Origin of the sequence: Sphingobacterium sp. UBA7625 (assembly GCF_002484085.1) — a bacterium.
Taxonomy (GTDB): Bacteria; Bacteroidota; Bacteroidia; order Sphingobacteriales; family Sphingobacteriaceae; genus Sphingobacterium; species Sphingobacterium athyrii.
In genome coordinates this window covers 34,315-52,656 of record NZ_DLJD01000030.1, presented here as the reverse complement: position 1 = coordinate 52,656, position 18,342 = coordinate 34,315, and the positions used below count along the sequence as shown (strand labels likewise).

The window sequence follows — 18,342 nt, the reverse complement described above, 5'->3', positions numbered from 1 at the left end:
GAGCAATAGATGGCTATGACAAGCAAATCACGCTGCTACAGATGGCTTACAGCAGATTATGCTGACCTGATCATAAACTTTGTAATAAAAAACAGCAGAATACAAATAGTTTTCAAATTTGTTTTATTACATTCAGGAAAATATTCCGTTTTTTTTTATAAAAATTGTATCTTGCACCGCATTTTGCTATGCTATGCATAAATTAACGAAATACAAGTATTTACACAATATAAACACAATAAGCAGACTATGGGATTAATGGGCTTTTTGCGTAACAAAGCTGGTGTCATCTTGACCGCAGCGATGGCTATCGCAATTTTAGCATTTTTACTAGGCGATGTCGTTCGAGGAGGAGCCCCTTTTTGGGCGAGACATCAAAATCGTGTAGGGGAAGTCAACGGAACAGAAATTGAGTATCCTGCGTTCAACCAACAAGTGGAACAGGCCGAAGAAATGTTCAAACAACAAATGGGCGGTGCAGTTACTCCTCAAATGAGAACTTATGCCGTACAACAGGTTTGGAATCAATTCCTATCCAGAGAGATCTTGAAAAAAGAGATTGAAAAAATCGGTTTGACAGTAGGTAAAGATGAATTAAATGATCTAGTAAAAGGACCAAATCCTTCTCCTCAGATCGTACAGGCGTTTACCAATCCACAAACAGGACAGTTTGACCATGGCCAATTGATGACTTTTATAAGTCAAATGAATACATCCGGTAACCAAGCGGTGGCCCAGCAATGGGAAGTGCTACTTGAAGGTGTAAGAGACGAACGCCTAAGCAGCAAGTATGGCGAATTGCTTTCGAACAGTGTTTACGTAACTTCATTGGAAGCTAACGAAGAATACCAAGAACGCAATAAATTGGCCAACTTCAAATACATTCTTTTAGATTACGCTTCTGTAAAAGATGCTGAAGCTAAAGTAACTGATGCGGATTTCCAGGAATACTATAATGAGCATAAAAACATGTTCAAAACACAAGAGGAAACACGTGCGATCCAATACGTTACTGTAGATGCAAAACCTCTTGCAAAAGATTCATTAGCTGTCAAAGAAGCAATCGACAAGTTAAAACAAGATCTTATTGTTGCGAAGGATGACTCACTATTTGCTTCCATCAATTCAGATAACAAATACCCATTCACCTACGTAAAAAAAGGTCAATTGAGCCCTTCACTAGATTCAGTTGTCTTTAACGTAGCAACAGGTACTACGGTAGGTCCATTCTTAAGCAATGGTGCTTATGAAATTGCGAAAGTGGTTTCAACAGTGGTTGGTCCGGATTCAGTAAAAGCTTCTCATATCCTATTGGATGCTACGGCAGAAGGTGGTGTTGACAAAGCGTTGGCAAAAGCTGATTCAATCAAAGGCTTAATTCAAAAAGGAGACAACTTCGCAGCACTGGCCGTTCAGTTCAGCAGTGACCCGGGCAGTAAAACAAATGGTGGCGAGCTGGGTACTTTTACAAGAGGCCGCATGGTACCGGAATTTGAAAAAGCCGTATTTGAAGGTAAAACCGGAGACATTAAAGTGGTAAAATCCCAGTTTGGCGTACACATCATCAAAATCGAGAAACAGATCGGTACTGCAAAATACGCTAAAGTTGCGGTTATCGACAAGGTTATCAACAGCGGCAAAGAAACTTTAAACAATGCACATAGCAAAGCGACAGCATTCTTATCTGCAGCTACTGCACAAAACTTCGCGCAAGAGGCTAAAAAACTTGGTTTAGAAGCTCGTACAGCATCGCGTGTTACAGCAATGGACAATGTGCTTGATGGTACTGAAGCGCCACGTGATTTGATAAAATGGGCTTTTGAAGCTAAAAAAGGTGATGTTTCAGACAAAGTCTTTGAAACTGAAACTTCTTATATCCTGGCGAGCTTAGTAAATGTACAACCGAAAGGGGTACTTTCTTTGGACGCGGTGAAAAAAGACATCGAGCCTGCAGTTAAAAATAAGGTTAAAGCTAAAGTCTTAAAAGAAAGATTTGACAAAGCTTTAGCTGGAGCTTCTTCAATTGACCAAGTGGCTCAAAAAGTGGGTAAATCGGCTATCCATGTGGAGAATGTGGTATTTGCCAACCCTGTTATTCCGGGTGTAGCCCTGGAAAATGCGGTAGTAGGTACTGTATTTGGTCTTCAACCAAATAAACCTTCGAAAGCAATTGAAGGAAACACAGGTGTTTATGTCGTGCAGGTGAATGGTTTCACAAATCCATCAGCAATCTCTGACATCAACGGACAAAAGAAACAAATGCTTGCAGCTAAAGCACAACGCGCTTGGGGATCTATTTTCCGCGCATTGCAGGACAAAGCTGAAATCATTGACAATAGAGTGAAATTCTTTTAGAAGATTTTTAAGTAAATTTGTAGCCGGACGAATTATCGTCCGGCTTTTTTTTGATAGAATAACTATGGAAATTCAAACAAATATTGTCAATAAAGTTGCGCAAAGTGGATTAATAACCGTTGATCTGGCGGATTATCATCCGAAGACCGACAATGTCCTATATGATATCAAGGACAATTTGTTCCATGGTCTGATGTTACGGGAAAAAGATTTCCGAGAATTCATCAAAACACATGATTGGTCACTGTATACCGACAAACATGTTGCCATCACCTGTACTGCTGATGCTATTGTGCCCACATGGGCCTATATGTTGCTGGCAAATAAGCTAGAGCCTTATGCCGCGGCTGTTATCTTCGGAGATTTAGATGAGCTCGTACGCATACAGTACGCCGCCGCTATTGACCAAATTGACATGGAGCAGTTTCGCGATCAACGGGTGGTCGTGAAGGGCTGTGGAGACACCTTCATTCCGGAATCGTCATTTGTTCAGTTCACGATAAAACTTAGCAAAGTAGCTAAAAGTATTATGTACGGAGAACCCTGTTCAACAGTTCCAGTTTTTAAAAGAAGTCCTCAAGCGCCAAAAGCAGCTGACAAACAAGTATAAGCTACTGGCTCATGTGGGTTTCATCACCTTAAAAAGACAATTTATTCTGATGAAATTAACATTTCTTTTCAAACAATTTTCGTAAACTTACGTACATGAAACTTATATCGACATTGCTCCTATACTTATCAGTTTTTGTAAGTACAGTTTTCGCTCAGGATTTACCCCATTTAAAGGAATCGGCATTTAAAGGTGGAGAGAAATTAAAGTACAAACTCCGCTATGGTATAATTTCCGCGGCAACGGGAACGTTGACTGTCGGTGATACGAAAGACGGATTTGGGAATCCCTCCTTTCATCTGTATGCCGCAGGTAAAACAGCGGGAGCATTTGCCATTTATACTGTAAGAAACGAATACAACTCGTATATCAATAGTAAGACATTCTTGCCTTACTACTATACGGAAAACATCCGTGAAGGTGGTTACAGAAGGAACGATAAAGTACGTTTCAATCAGGATACACATACAGTGGTTGGTAATAAAGGAACATTTACATCCAAGGTGGATCAGACCTTTGATTTGCTGTCCTCCTACTACTTTGCCCGCAATCTGGACTTAAGTTCGGTAAAGCCCGGGGAATCCTTTAAACTGACCTATTTTCTGAATGACGAAATTGCCACACTGGGCATACAGTATATCGGAGTCGAAAAAATAAAAACCGAATTGGGTACATTGGAGTGCCTTAAATTCAGTCCCGAAATTAAACCGGGACGTATCTTTAAAAAAAATAGCAAGCTATACCTTTGGGTAACCAACGATGGTAACCGCATTCCAGTGAAGGCCAATGTCGATATATTAATTGGCTCTGTCACGTTAGAACTTCTGGAAGCAAGCGGACTAAAATATAAATTGGGCCAAAAAGCAAGCTACTCAAAATAAATAGAATGATTGAAGTAGGAAATGTGTTGGTACACGAAGATCTGATCAATAATGACTTTGTGTGCAATCTATCAAAATGTAAGGGAATCTGTTGTATCGAGGGGGACTCGGGTGCACCTTTACTGGAAAGCGAAAAGGCCGTTCTGGAGGAGATCTATCCGAAGGTAAAACCCTATATGACAGAGAAGGGTATCGAGGCCATCGAAGAACAAGGCAAATACGTCGTCGATGTAGATGGTGATCTAACCACAACATGTGTTGATGGCAACAAAGAATGTGCCTATGTCACCTGGGAAAATGGCATTACCAAATGTGCGATCGAGAAAGCTTATGAGCTTGGCGAAGTTCACTGGCGGAAACCAGTCTCCTGCCACCTCTATCCTATCCGGACGACGCATTATCCAGAATTTGACGTACTTCATTACGACCGCTGGCATATCTGTAAAGATGCCTGTAGTTTTGGAAAGGAACTTCAGGTGCCAGTCTATAAATTTCTAAAGGATCCCCTGATCCGCACCTATGGCGAAGAATGGTACAAAAATCTTGAGCGGGCAGTCGACGAGTTGTAACAAAATTACTATCTTTAAGCTTTAACTTTTTTGGTATTTCATTCCAATTCATGTCAAAATTAACAGAGATCCAACGCCCTATTATACACGAACTTGAGGCTTTTGAAAAGAAATTCAAAGCATCTATGAAAAGCTCCGTACCATTGTTGGACCGTATCACGCAATATCTGATCAAACGCAAAGGCAAACAAATGCGGCCAATGTTTGTCTTTTTCTCAGCGGGCATCTGCAATGGGATTAATGAATCGACTTACCGGGGAGCCGCTTTGGTCGAATTATTACATACAGCTTCACTGGTACATGATGATGTTGTTGACAACTCGTATGAACGTAGGGGGTTCTTTTCCATCAATGCACTATGGAAAAATAAGATCGCCGTGCTGGTCGGTGATTTCTTGCTTTCAAGAGGTTTGTTGCTTTCTGTAAAACATCAGGATTATCACCTGTTAAAAATTGTTTCAGAAGCAGTCGATCAAATGAGTGAAGGTGAATTACTTCAGATCGAAAAGGCCCGCAAGCTGGACATTGAAGAATCCATTTACTTTGAAGTCATACGGAAAAAAACGGCTTCGTTAATCGCATCCTGTTGTGCCTGCGGTTCGGCTTCATCCAATGCGGATCAAGAGACTGTGGAGAAACTCCATCAATTTGGTGAAAAAATTGGCATTGCGTTTCAGATTAAAGATGACTTGTTTGATTTTGGATTAGATGATGTAGGCAAACCGCTCGGCAATGATATCAGAGAGAAAAAGATGACTTTACCCTTGATTCATGCCTTAAATCAGACAAGTTCCAGCGAAAAGCGGAGGATCATCAATCTGGTTCGAAACCATAATGAAGATCCGAAAAAGGTTGCTGAAGTCATCGATTTTGTACGCAACAGCGGTGGACTGGAATACGCAACGGACAAAATGCTGGAATACCAACAAGATGCTTTTCGGATCCTGGAGGATTTCCCTGATAACGAATACAAAGAAGGATTATTACAATTGGTAAAATATACAACAGAAAGAAAAAAATAATGAGTCACGAATTAATGTTTTTTGGAGGTTTTTTAATCTTCATCGCACTGATGCTAGCCATTGACCTTGGATTATTCTCCAAGGGTGATAAGCCTGTTAGCTTAAAGACTGCAGCAATTATGAGCGCAGTATGGGTATTGTTCTCTTTAGGCTTCTATTGGCTACTACGCCACTATGGATTTGAATTGCATAATATCCATGATTTAAATCATCTACAAGAGGTCATCACCAAACATCACCACGAGATCAAAATTATTCCCGGCGATCTGGCGGCAAGTTTAGACGTCTATAATAAAAACCTGGGGTTGGAATATTTGACAGGTTATGTGGTTGAATATGCACTTTCAGTGGATAATATTTTCGTGATGGTACTCCTGTTCACCTCATTTGGAATTCCTGAGCGCTATTACCATAAAGTCTTGGTTTGGGGTATTTTGGGCGCAATCATTATGCGGTTCCTGTTTATTTTCCTCGGAGCAACCCTGATCGCTAAATTTGGCTGGATTCTATATGTCTTTGGTGCCTTCCTAGTCTTCACTGGTATCAAGATGTTTATCAACCGCAACCAAGAGGAAGAAGTCGATCCGCAAAACCACCCGGTGGTCAAATTTGCCTCTAAATATTTTAAGGTAACACCAAAATTGGATGGTGGTCATTTTTTCCATATCGAGAATGGCGTAAAATACATGACACCGCTATTCTTGGTCTTGTTAGTGATTGAATTTACCGATCTTATTTTCGCCGTGGATTCTATCCCAGCTATTTTCTCGGTGACCAAAGATCCGTATGTGGTATTCTTCTCGAATATCTTCGCCATCCTTGGATTACGCTCCATGTTCTTCTTATTGGTAAATATTATTCATAAGTTCCAATATCTAAAAGTTGGTTTAGCATTTTTATTAGTCTTTATTGGTTTGAAGATGTTATTGCATCACTGGCTGGCAGAAGTTGGCTTTACAACGACGCATTCCCTGATTGTGATCATCAGTATACTTGCCTTAAGCATTATTGCTTCGCTGCTCTTTCCTAAGCATAAAGAAATTGCCGAATAAACATAAAAGCAAAGGGTCGTAAAAATTACGACCCTTTGCTTTTCAATAATTTAAGCCTAGTTTTTACGCCTATAATCCAACCTAGAATAAGGACGGAATTACAGCCTATTTTTAAGAACAATTATTTTACAGAGGAATTTACCTTACTAAATTTAATTTATTTAATTTAGCACCACTTTAAATTAACAAAATACTAACAAATGAATTGGAATAAATCGATTGTACTAGCCGCGTCTCTTTTTGCAGCTTCATTCCAAGTACAAGCACAGGACAATTTGATCAATGCCTTAAAAGCAAATCAAAATGACAATAGCAAATCCGGATTTACATTTACAGAAGTTATCAATTTAGGTAACACCTCGATCAAGGATCAAGGTTCTTCAGGTACATGTTGGTCTTATTCAGGAAACTCGTTTTTAGAATCCGAGATGATTCGTATGGGTAAAAAACCTGTGGAGATCTCTCAGATATATACAGCACGTAATACATATTTAGATAAAGCACGTACTTATGTACGTCTTCATGGCGGATTATCTCTGGGCGAAGGCGGTCAATTCCACGATGTGCTGAATTCATTCCGCAAATATGGTACGATGCCACAATCGGCCTATACTGGTCTTCACTACGGCAGCACACGCAATAACTTCGGTGAAATGACCTCCATGCTCGACGCGATGTTAGGTTCGATTGTAAAAGGTAAAGCTTTGACTCCAAACTGGGAAAAAGCCTATACGGCAGCAATGGACTCTTACTTAGGTGAAGTTCCTGAAAAATTCGATTACAACGGTAAATCATATACGCCACGTACATTCGCAGACCAGGTTATCGGTATCAATCCCGATGATTATGTTGGCATTGCCTCAGTTACTGACCACCCTTATTACAGCCAATTTGTTCTGTTAATTCCCGACAACTGGTCATTTGACCGTTTTTATAACGTCAAAATGAACGATTTAACGGACATCATCGATAACGCATTACAAAAAGGGTACACTGTTGCTTGGGCAACCGACGTGTCAGAAAAAGGATTCTCCTGGAAAAACGGTGTTGCTTATGTACCGGAAAAACCATTCGAACAAATGAGCGAGCAAGAAAAAGCCAGCATGTTTGTAGGTCCTAAACCAGAAATGAAAATTACGCCAGAGGAGCGCCAGAAAGCTTTCGACAATTGGCAAACAACAGACGATCACGGTATGCATATCGTAGGTCTGGTGAAAGATCAAAACGGAAAAGAATACTATATTGTTAAAAATTCATGGGGAACATCCAATGATTACAAAGGATATCTGTATGCTTCCAAAGAATTTGTACGCTACAAAACAACTTCTTTACTGTTACATAAAGACGGTCTGACCAAAGATTTAAAATCAAAGATAAATATCAAATAAGCGATTTAAAGATCCTTTAAAACACCTCTGAAATTAATCTTTCAGAGGTGTTTTTGTTTTCAGATTAATTTGATAACTTAAACATAAATTATAAATCTAGTTGTTCAGTGAGTATGAGAAGTATAATCACATTATGCCTTGCAATTTTATTTGGGAATTTAGCACAGTCCCAGACCAAAGGGGTGAAATTTGTAGAAGGATTAAGTTGGAAACAGGTCAAAGAAAGAGCGAAGGCAGAAAATAAGTTTATCTTCGTAGAACTTTTTGCAACCTGGTGTGGCCCTTGCCAATACATGAGTAATGAAATTTTCCCTTTGGAACAGGTTGGTGAGCCCATCAATCAAAATTTTATCAGTGTCCGGGTTCAGATGGACTCCACCGAAGCGGACAATGCTGCTGTCAAGAAATGGTACGCTGACGCCCGTGCCATTTCCAATGAGTACAATATCCAGTCCTTTCCGACCTTTTTAATCTTCAATCCAAACGGGGAAGCTGTACACCGCATTGTTGGTGCGAGCGATGCCCCTGAGTTTGTCGAACATGTATCGGACGGACTGTATCCAGAAACACAGTATTATACCCTATTAAAAAAATTCGAAAAAAGGCCTCAGGATATCTACACGGCCAAACAGATGTTAAAAGCGGCAAATATCGCTTATGATGAGAATACCGCCCGTAAAGCAGAGAATACTTTAGCCAACTCCTTGGGCACCGACGAGCTTTTTAAGAAAGAAAATGTACATATTCTATTGGCTGCGGCAAAGTTTACAAATTCAAAAGCTTTTAACCTGATTCGCAACAATAAGGAAAAAATAGATATTCTGCTGGAATCTCCGGGAATTGCCAACCGTACACTGGCAAACGTCGTTGTCAATGAGCTTTTCCAAATTAAAATAGACGCCAAACACGAGCCCAATTGGGATAGTTACCAAAGCGAGCTATCCGCAAAATATCCGGACATAGACTTCGTCCCCATGTTTAAAAAGATCAAGGCACACTATTATCTTCAGGTCAAGAATTATGTGGCCATGAAAAATACCATCAATGATTATCTATCGTCAGAGGACTTTACGGCCCATCAATTAAACACCTTTGCATGGACGATCTTTAATAACAGCAGTGATCCTGAATGTATCGACGCAGCGATCAGCTGGAGTAAAAAATCGATTATAGAGGATCCCAGTTCTGCATTCTTAGACACATATGCCAACCTACTGTATAAAAAAGGTGAAAAAGACAAGGCGATCAAGTGGCAAAATAAAGCGATCGAAATGGCCAGTGACGACGATCGACCGATCTATCAGGAGACATTGGACAAAATGACCAAAGGGATAAAAACCTGGGAAAATTAGAGCTCGCCTTCAGGGATCCCGCGCTTGAAATAAGGCAATGTCGTAGAGGCATTGCCTTATTTTATTGATCCGGGTTTTAATTAGACCGATGCATCCATCGATGCCTCAAAATAGTAAACTCCTTGATTAATTTTTTTTACAATATTTTTCTTGATCGCAATTTTAATTACGTAAATTAACATCTAAATATCAACGGATTATGAAAAAGTTAATTTTAATGTTATTCCTGGTTCCAACACTCCTATTTGCGCAAAGTGAAGGTGTAAAATTTGAGCATGGCCTCAATTGGAATCAGATAAAAGAAAAAGCGGCCAAAGAAAACAAATTTATTTTTGTGGATTGTTTCACCACCTGGTGCGGTCCCTGTAAGTATATGGCAAGTACAATCTTTCCACAGGCAAAAGTAGGAGATTTCTTCAATGCCAAATTTATCAACGCCAAAATCCAGATGGATAAAACCAAGGACGACAGCGAGGAAATAAAATCCTGGTATGCAGAAGCAGATCGTTTTGCCAAAGATTATACAGTAAGAGCCTATCCTACATTCCTGATCTTCGATTCAAAGGGCAATCTTGTCCATCGGATTGTCGGTGGCGGAGAAGCAGATGCTTTTATCGCTAAAGCCCAAAAAGCGCTTGACCCAAATACGCAATATGAAACCCTATTGGCAAAATTCAATGCTGACCCCAAAAATATAACGATTGCAAAAGCCATGGCTGCGGCAGCAAAAGATGCCTATGATAAGGAAACACAGGCAAAAGCAGAAGGCATTGTATTGGCTTCGCTATCAACGGATCAGATCTTTACCAAAGACAATGTCGAGTTGTTGCTTTCTTCGGCAAGTATTAAGGATTCAAAGGCATTTAACTTAATAAAAGATAACCCAGCCAAGTTTGACGCCATCAGTGAGAAGGTTAAAGCAAATGATTTCTTAGCTAAACTATTGATCGGTGAAGCTGTCAATACCAAAATACAGGCTAAAGAAGCCGTGGATTTTGCTGCTATCGAAAAAGAACTGGCTCAGAAATACCCAACGGTCAATACCGAAAAAGCGAGTCTGGAAATGCAACCTCGTTATTTCTCTTATACCAAAAACTATCCTGGATTGAGAGACAGTTTTAACAAGTATATTGCCAAATACGGTTCAACGATCACTGCGATGGAACTCAACAATATGGCTTGGTCTATTTTTGAAAACTGTGATGACCCCGCTTGTTTAAAAGCAGCTTCGGAATGGAGCAAATTATCGCTTGAGAAAGAAAAGGATACACCAATGTATCTGGATACCTTTGCAAATCTTCTTTATCGTCTAGGTGATAAAGATCAGGCTATCAAAACACAGGAGAAAGCGATCTCACTTTTGACAGCAAATGATAAAAAAGAGGATTATGTAGCAACGCTGCAAAAAATGAAAAAAGGCGAGAAAACCTGGGAATAATTCTTGTCTCCAAATAAAAATATAAAGTCCAGATCAAGCATGTTGATCTGGACTTTTTTATTGTCTTCGGATAAGCGCGATCGACAACGAAATCAAGCTGTGGATAGTTCCTCCCGATATCCTTATTTCAATTCTTTGACCCCCATATTCCAGAGCGCAAAAGCATATTTATCAACTGTACTATTGATCAGCACCTCGGTAGATCGGCCAGCACCATGTCCGGCCTTTGTTTCGATACGGATCAATACGGGATTATCACAAGCCTGTTTGGCCTGTAATTCGGATGCAAACTTATAAGAGTGTGCCGGCACAACGCGGTCATCATGATCGCCGGTCAATACCATGGTTGCCGGATAACAAACACCTGCTTTCACATTGTGCACGGGTGAATAGGCTTTCAGATAGTCAAACATCTCTTTACTATCCGCAACTGTTCCATAGTCATATGACCAGCCTGCGCCAGCGGTAAATGTATGATAACGCAACATATCCAAGACACCCACTTCCGGCAATGCGACTTTGGCAACCTTAGGATCTATGGTCATTGTTGCTCCAACGAGCAAACCACCATTGGAACCACCAGACAATGCCGTGTATTCGGGTGAAGTATAACCATTCTCTTGCAGATAATGTGCCGCAGCGATAAAATCGTTAAATACATTCAGCTTGTTGAACTGTCTTCCACCATCATGCCATTTTTGACCATATTCGCCACCACCGCGTAAGTTTGGAACAGCATATACACCCCCATTTGCCAGCCAAACCGCAACAGAAGTGCTGAAAGATGGTGTCAGGCTGATATTAAAACCACCATAACCATATACAATTGTTGGATTTTTACCGTTCAGAGCGATGCCCTTTTTATACGTAATAATCATGGGCACTTTCGTTCCGTCCTTAGAAGTATAAAACACCTGCTTCGATTCATATTGATCACTGTCAAACTTGACATTCGGTTTGATATAGAGCGTCGATTGTCCCGAGTTGACATCAAACTTATAGCTTGATGAAGGCGTAATATAATTCGAGAAACCAAAGTAGATCTCTTTTTCCTTTTTCTTGCCCGAAAAACCACTTGCGGTTCCTACACCCGGCAATTCGATCTGTCTGATTTTTTTACCGGTATAGTCGTATTGGATCACAACCGAGACAGCATCTTTCAGGTAATTTGCGAATAAATAACCACCACCAGTACTGATTGAAAGTACATTTTCAGTTTCCGGAATCACGTCTTTCCAGTTTTCTTTGGCCGGATTTTTCAGATCTACTTTGACTAATCTATTATTGGCCGCCTTATAATTTGTTTCCAATAGAAAAGTATCCCCGATATTATCGACTACGCCTGTATTTGCATCAAAATGATCCTGTAGGCAGATGATTTTGCTATTGGGTTTACTCAGATCTTGGTAATAAAGTTCATTCCCCGTAGTTGTATTGGCTGCAGAGATAATCAGATAGCGTTGATCATCCGTTAATGAAGCGCCCACATAACGTCTCGGCGTTGCCGAACCGCCAAAAATCAGCTGATCCGTAGACTGTGCTGTTTTGAGCTTATGGTAATACAATTTATGCTGGTCTGTTTTTTCCGACAGTTCAGACCCCTTGGGTTTGTCATAACTCGAATAGTAAAATCCGTCGTTTCCTTTCCAGGCGATGCCTGAGAATTTCACATCCACAAGCGTCTCTCCCACTGGCGCTTTATCCTTAGCATTCAACACAATCACCTTTCTCCAGTCCGAACCGCCCTCAGAGATCGAATAAGCAACCAGACTTCCGTCCTTTGAAAAAGAAACATCGGCCAAAGAAGTCGATCCATCTTTTGAAAAGGTATTTGGATCAAGGAAAACCTCCTCTACACCATTCTCACCTTGTTTACGATAAAGTACGGAATGCTGCTGAAGTCCATTATTTTTAAAGAAATAGGTATATGCCCCCTCCTTGAAAAGAGTGCCTATTTTTTCATAATTCCAGATTTCCGTTAATTGCTCTTTCAATTTTGTCCGGAAAGGAATGGTATTTAGATAATCAAAAGTGACTTTATTTTCGGCTTGGACCCAACTTTTAGTTTCTGCTGACCGATCGTCCTCCAACCAACGGTAGGGATCGGCTACTTTCTCGCCCCAGAATTCGTCTACGACAGAGCCTTTGCTCGTCGTTGGATATTTCAACTGTTGTCCACAAACAGTAGTTGCTGTACCAGCCATACCGATCATCATCAGGATAAGACCAATTTTTTTGTTTATCATAAAAAACTTTATACTTGTTTCACCCAAAAATAACAAATATAATTTCAGATTTCATAACGATAGTTTAAAGTAATGTCATTATCAGGGGATATTGAACAATAATTCACGTCTTCAGACCAAAGGCCGGATCTTATCCTGATGAAATTTTCAGAATCCTTATTTTTACATCAGCTGAAATTTTTTTAGCTTTATTTAAATCTTTTAAATATTCAACAATGCGCAAAAGAATCGCTTTCCTTTACTTGGCCATTACCCTTTCTGCTATCGGTATGAGTCAAGCGCAGCAGCTTTCGGAAGATCAGCAATATCGTGCTACCCCCACTAAGGTCAACAACCTCGTCCATACCAAACTCGATGTCCGTTTTGACTATAAAAATCAATTTTTGAACGGGAAAGAATGGGTCACATTACAGCCGCATTTCTATCCGACAGATTCACTGCGCTTGGATGCCAAGGGCATGGATATCAAACAAATCGCACTGGTCAATGGTCAGCAACTCGTTCCCCTAAAATATACTTACGACGATAATTCTCTTCTGATCAAACTGGACCGAAATTATCTTTCAAGCGAAAAATACACCATATACCTGGACTATACCGCCAAACCGAACCTACTCAAAGTACAGGGCAGTGCGGCAATCAATGATGCTAAAGGACTCTATTTTATTAATCCCGACGAAGGGACGCCGAATAAACCCCGACAGATCTGGACACAGGGCGAAACAGAGGCTTCGTCTGCCTGGTTCCCAACCATTGACCGCCCTAACCAAAAGACGACGGCCGAAATTTCAATGACTGTACTGGATAATTATGTCAGTCTGTCCAATGGAGCTTTGGTCAACCAGCATAAAAACAACGACGGAACACGTACCGATACCTGGAAAATGGATCTTCCCCATGCGCCGTACCTCTTTATGATGGCCGTAGGAGATTTTCAGATTTACCGGGATAAATACAATAATATTCCTGTGGATTACTACCTGGAACCGAAGTATGCCCCTTATGCCAAAGATATCTTTGGTAAAACCCCAGCCATGATGGATTTCTATGGCAAAACCTTGGGAGTTCCTTATCCTTGGAACAAATATGCGCAGATCGTCTGTCGCGATTATGTCTCCGGAGCCATGGAAAACACCACGGCGACGTTACATGGTGAGCATGTGCAAAAGACCAAAAGAGAACTTTTGGATGAAAATGAAGAAGGCACCATTGCCCATGAGCTGTTTCACCAATGGTTTGGTGATCTGGTTACCGCCGAATCCTGGTCCAACCTAACGATGAACGAATCTTTCGCAACCTTTGGCGAGGTCATCTGGCATGAGCATGACGGTGGCAAAGAAAAAGGGGATAAATCAAGATTCGAAAAGTTACAGTCGTACCTCAAATCAACTCAGAACGGTAATAGTCCGGCACTTGCACGTTACTACTACCACGACAAAGAAGATATGTTTGATAATATCAGCTATGCCAAAGGTTCGTTGATATTATACGCCTTAAAAGAACAGATGGGCGATACAGCGTTCTATCAATCACTCAAAAAATACCTTACGGAAAATTCTTTCAAAACCGGCGAGCCACAGCAATTACGTCTGGCGATGGAAGAAGTTACCGGTAAAGACTGGGCTCCTTATTTTAACCAGTGGTATTACAAAGGCGGCCATCCGATCCTCAACGTGACACGCAAAAATGAGAACAATACACTTGTCCTCAACATCGATCAAGTACAAGATTCAAGTGTTCAAACATTCCAATTGCCACTCACCATTGACGTCTATACCAAAGAAGGCAAAATCCGTAAAACGATACAGCTCAACAAACGGGCGACGAAGTTGACGATTCCCTTGGCCAGTCCTCTTGAATTTATTGATATCGATCCCGAAAAAACGCTTGTCGGCGAGATCCGGATCGACAAAAGCGACGCGGACTATCTTTATCAATATAAACATGCACCATCTTTTACCAACCGTGTTACCGCGTTACTATTTGCGATGAAAAATCCAAAAACAACAGCCGGAAGGGAACTACTGACACAGGCATTGGCTGATAAGGATGCTGACCTGATAGCGATGGCCATTCAGGGCACCGATCCAACCGATCCTGAAGTTAGGAAATCTACTGGGAACATCATCGCTTCATTGGCTGAAAAATCCACCGTCTCGGTCGTACGTGCTTCTGCGATCCGGAAGCTGGGACAAATCAAAGACAAAAAGTATAAAAATTTATTGTTTAACGGAATTAAAGATCAGTCTTATATGGTCATCGCAAGTTCACTCATGGCCATTAAGGATGCCTATCCTGATCAACTCCAGCAGGCTGCCAAGAATATAGATCCCGAGGCTTCGGAATATTTGAAATCCCTCCTGACAGATCTGTCCAAATTGTAAAAAATATATTGTGGAAGCGAATTTTGTATTCGCTTCCATTTTCTTTAGATTTGGGCACATGTCAACAAGAAAAAAAATCTATTTTGCCTCAGACTTCCACCTTGGATCCTATCCACTGGAGCACTCGCGCGAAAGAGAACAGGCAATTATTCAGTGGCTCGACGAAATCAAAGTCGACGCAGCACAGCTCTACCTTGTTGGCGATATTTTTGATTTTTGGTTTGAATATGCGACCGTAGTACCCAAAGGCTACATCCGCTTTTTGGGCAAACTGGCAGAAATTGCCGACCTGGGTATCCCGATCACTTTATTTAAGGGCAACCACGATATGTGGATGTTTGATTACCTCAAAAAGGAGTTAAATGCGCAGATCATTGCCAATGAACTGGAGCTTGAACTTGACAATAAACTTTTCTACATCCATCATGGGGATGGACTAGGCTCCGGGGACTACAAGTATAAATTGCTCAAGAAAGTATTTCGGAGTCGTTTCTGCCAATGGTTATTTGCCCGATTGCATCCCAATCTAGGGATAGGCATCGCCACCCGATGGTCCAAGCATAGCAGACTCTCCAATAATGAAGATGAAAAATTCCTAGGCGAAGACAAGGAATGGCTGATCGGTTATGCCAAAGAAATCGAGCGTAAACAACATCACGACTTCTATCTATTTGGTCATAGGCACCTTCCCTACGATGTCCAACTGGGTACTGAAAGCCGTATTGTCAACTTGGGTGAATGGATCAATTATTATACCTACGCCGTATGGGATGGGGAAACTTTACGTTTAGAAAAATGGGCGAAAAAGTTGTAATTTCTTTGGCAGACTGCTTCCAGGGTTACCATTTTCTCAACCCTCTGAGCATTGATCGGCTGGAACAGATCAGTGAAAAACTTATCTGCAAAAGGAATAGTGTATTGATCCGGCAAGATAAAATACAGAAAGATATTTATTTCTTGGCTTCCGGATTAGCCCGTGTCTATTACGAAACTGCAGACCGGCAGATCACATTGGACTTTGTCTCTCCCGGCGGCACTTTAATCTCGATGAACAGTTATGTGCATGACACACCGGGCTACGAAAACATCGACCTCCTGGAAGACAGCATAGTTTACAAAATTGACCAGAAAAAGCTATTTATGCTCTATGAGAGCGACATTGCCATTGCTAACTGGGGCAGAAAAATGGCTGAACTAGAATTTATCAAAGCGGAGCAGCGCACAATGTCCAAACTTTTTAATACAGCCCAGGAACGATACGCCGAGTTGCTCGAAAAATATCCTCAATATATACAACGGATCAAACTTGGTTACATTGCCTCTTATCTGGGCGTTAGCCAAGTGACCCTCAGCCGCATCCGGGCAAATATCCTTTAAAATTTTTAACATTTGTTAAAATTATTCTGCGGAAAAACGTAGACCTTTGTTCCTGAAACAAAAAAACAGATATATGAACTGGGTATTTTTAATTCTTGGCGGAATATGTGAAATTGGTTTTACAACCTGTCTGGGAAAAGCCAAGGATGCAGAGGGCAGTGAGCAATGGCTCTGGTATGGAGCCTTTGTTGTCTTCCTATTTGCAAGTATGGGCTTGTTGATCAAAGCAACGCAGACACTTCCGCTCGGAACAGCCTACGCTGTATGGACAGGTATCGGTGCTGTCGGAACGGTTTTAATGGGTATTATCTTCTTTAAAGAACCGGCAGATTTCTGGCGCATATTCTTTATTTTCACGCTGATTGCTTCCATTGTTGGACTAAAAGCAGTTTCCTCTCATTAATAGCTGGCTAGGTAGTTCAAAAGCAACAAAATTTCCTTACTTTTGTACTCTCAATAGTAATCTAGGTCATAAATTCCTAGAAGAAGCATTTTTGATATATGTTAGATAAATTACAAGCGATCAAAGAAAGATGGGAAGAAGTGGAAGCTGAGTTAAGCAACCCTGACACCATGCAAGATATGAAACGTTTTGCCAAATTGAATAAAGAATACAAAGATTTGGGCAAAATCGTGGATCAATACCATATTTATAGAAATATGGTCAGTAATATTGATACCAATAAAGACATCATCATGAACGAGAAGGATCAGGAACTTCGTGAGATGGCAAAGGAAGAGTTGGATATTTTATTGGTTGAAAAAGAGGAAAAAGAAGAAGAAATCCGTTTGATGCTGATCCCTAAGGATCCTGAGGATGCCAAAAATGCCATTATCGAGATCCGTGGTGGAACGGGCGGTGACGAGGCAGCTCTATTTGCCGGTGACCTTTACCGTATGTACACTCGTTATTTTGAAACAAAAGGCTGGCGCAATGAGGTGATGGACGTTACCGAAGGAACTTCAGGTGGTTATAAGGAGGTTATTCTTAAAGTAATCGGTGAAGATGCATATGGTCAATTGAAATATGAGTCTGGTGTACACCGCGTACAACGTGTTCCTGATACAGAGACACAAGGACGTGTACATACATCAGCAGCTTCAGTTGCCGTATTGCCAGAAGCAGAAGATGTGGATGTTGAAATCAATCCGGGTGATATCGAATTACAGACATCCCGCTCGGGGGGTGCCGGAGGTCAGAACGTCAATAAAGTAGAAACAAAAGTACAATTGACACATAAACCAACAGGTATTGTCGTCGTTTGTCAGGTAGAACGCTCCCAATTGGCCAACCGTGAGTTAGCGATGGAGATGCTTCGTAACAAACTTTATGAACTTGAACTGAACAAAAAGAACGGTGATATTGCTGCAAAAAGAAAAACTTTGGTGTCCACAGGTGACCGTTCAGCAAAAATCCGTACCTATAACTATCCACAAGGTCGCGTAACAGAGCATCGTATTGGTATGACGATGTACAACCTACCGGCGATTATGGACGGTGATATTCAAGGAATTATCGACGCATTACAATTTGCAGAGAATGCGGAGAAGATGAAAGACGGTCAAGTAGACTAGTTTTTTTCAAAAAATCTTTGCAGATACGTAAACAAACGCTATATTTGCACACCTTCTGAGGAGAAGGGTTGAGGTCTGGTAGTTCAGCTGGTT

15 protein-coding genes are annotated in these 18,342 nt (G+C 40.9%); 14 read left to right on the top strand and 1 reads right to left on the bottom strand.

What is annotated here, in order from left to right:
• Positions 1–249: 249 nt before the first annotated feature.
• The 9 genes from B4G94_RS13940 to B4G94_RS13900 all read left to right on the top strand — a co-directional run bounded on the left by B4G94_RS13940 (position 250) and on the right by B4G94_RS13900 (position 10,667).
• Entirely contained in the window at positions 250–2,355 is a 2,106-nt protein-coding gene (locus tag B4G94_RS13940) for a peptidylprolyl isomerase (protein WP_286859589.1), read from the top strand.
• A gap of 64 nt (positions 2,356–2,419) precedes the next feature.
• Positions 2,420–2,965 (top strand): DUF2480 family protein, encoded by a 546-nt coding sequence (locus B4G94_RS13935; RefSeq protein ID WP_165305555.1) that lies wholly within the window; start codon positions 2,420–2,422, stop codon positions 2,963–2,965.
• A 95-nt stretch (positions 2,966–3,060) separates the two neighbouring features.
• A complete protein-coding gene (locus B4G94_RS13930) occupies positions 3,061–3,846 on the top strand; it encodes a DUF3108 domain-containing protein (RefSeq protein WP_165305554.1) in 786 nt (261 codons plus the stop codon).
• Between the two features lie 5 nt (positions 3,847–3,851).
• Positions 3,852–4,415, top strand: a complete 564-nt coding sequence (locus tag B4G94_RS13925; RefSeq protein WP_108636071.1) for a DUF3109 family protein — start codon at positions 3,852–3,854, stop codon at positions 4,413–4,415.
• A gap of 50 nt (positions 4,416–4,465) precedes the next feature.
• Positions 4,466–5,437, top strand: a complete 972-nt coding sequence (locus B4G94_RS13920; RefSeq protein ID WP_165305553.1) for a polyprenyl synthetase family protein — start codon at positions 4,466–4,468, stop codon at positions 5,435–5,437.
• Positions 5,437–6,489 carry a TerC/Alx family metal homeostasis membrane protein gene (locus tag B4G94_RS13915; protein ID WP_108636073.1) on the top strand — a complete coding sequence of 351 codons (1,053 nt, stop codon included), beginning with the start codon at positions 5,437–5,439 and terminating at the stop codon, positions 6,487–6,489. The genes B4G94_RS13920 and B4G94_RS13915 overlap by 1 nt, the downstream gene beginning before the upstream one ends.
• 200 nt (positions 6,490–6,689) lie before the next feature.
• Entirely contained in the window at positions 6,690–7,877 is a 1,188-nt protein-coding gene (locus B4G94_RS13910; protein WP_165305552.1) for an aminopeptidase C, read from the top strand.
• A gap of 113 nt (positions 7,878–7,990) precedes the next feature.
• Entirely contained in the window at positions 7,991–9,229 is a 1,239-nt protein-coding gene (locus B4G94_RS13905; RefSeq protein WP_108636075.1) for a thioredoxin family protein, read from the top strand.
• Positions 9,230–9,428: 199 nt separating this feature from the next.
• Positions 9,429–10,667: a thioredoxin family protein gene (locus B4G94_RS13900; protein ID WP_286859584.1), complete on the top strand. Its 1,239-nt coding sequence runs from the start codon at positions 9,429–9,431 to the stop codon at positions 10,665–10,667.
• A 122-nt stretch (positions 10,668–10,789) separates the two neighbouring features.
• On the opposite strand, the gene B4G94_RS13895 is transcribed toward B4G94_RS13900, so the two are convergent.
• Positions 10,790–12,913, bottom strand: coding sequence for a prolyl oligopeptidase family serine peptidase (locus B4G94_RS13895; protein ID WP_286859583.1), 2,124 nt, complete (start codon positions 12,911–12,913; stop codon positions 10,790–10,792).
• A gap of 215 nt (positions 12,914–13,128) precedes the next feature.
• On the opposite strand from B4G94_RS13895, the gene B4G94_RS13890 reads away from it, so the two are divergent.
• The 5 genes from B4G94_RS13890 (at position 13,129) to prfA (ending at position 18,249) form a co-directional block, all read left to right on the top strand.
• A complete protein-coding gene (locus tag B4G94_RS13890; protein WP_286859582.1) occupies positions 13,129–15,297 on the top strand; it encodes a M1 family aminopeptidase in 2,169 nt (722 codons plus the stop codon).
• A 58-nt stretch (positions 15,298–15,355) separates the two neighbouring features.
• Positions 15,356–16,111, top strand: a complete 756-nt coding sequence (locus B4G94_RS13885; RefSeq protein WP_108636079.1) for a UDP-2,3-diacylglucosamine diphosphatase — start codon at positions 15,356–15,358, stop codon at positions 16,109–16,111.
• Positions 16,093–16,674, top strand: coding sequence for a Crp/Fnr family transcriptional regulator (locus tag B4G94_RS13880; RefSeq protein WP_181390653.1), 582 nt, complete (start codon positions 16,093–16,095; stop codon positions 16,672–16,674). Before B4G94_RS13885 ends, B4G94_RS13880 begins: the two co-directional genes overlap by 19 nt.
• Positions 16,675–16,747: 73 nt before the next feature.
• The gene (locus tag B4G94_RS13875; RefSeq protein WP_108636081.1) at positions 16,748–17,077 is read left to right on the top strand and encodes a DMT family transporter; all 330 of its coding nucleotides are present in this window, start codon (positions 16,748–16,750) and stop codon (positions 17,075–17,077) included.
• A 98-nt stretch (positions 17,078–17,175) separates the two neighbouring features.
• The gene (prfA, locus tag B4G94_RS13870; RefSeq protein WP_104385093.1) at positions 17,176–18,249 is read left to right on the top strand and encodes a peptide chain release factor 1; all 1,074 of its coding nucleotides are present in this window, start codon (positions 17,176–17,178) and stop codon (positions 18,247–18,249) included.
• The last annotated feature ends 93 nt before the right edge of the window (positions 18,250–18,342 follow it).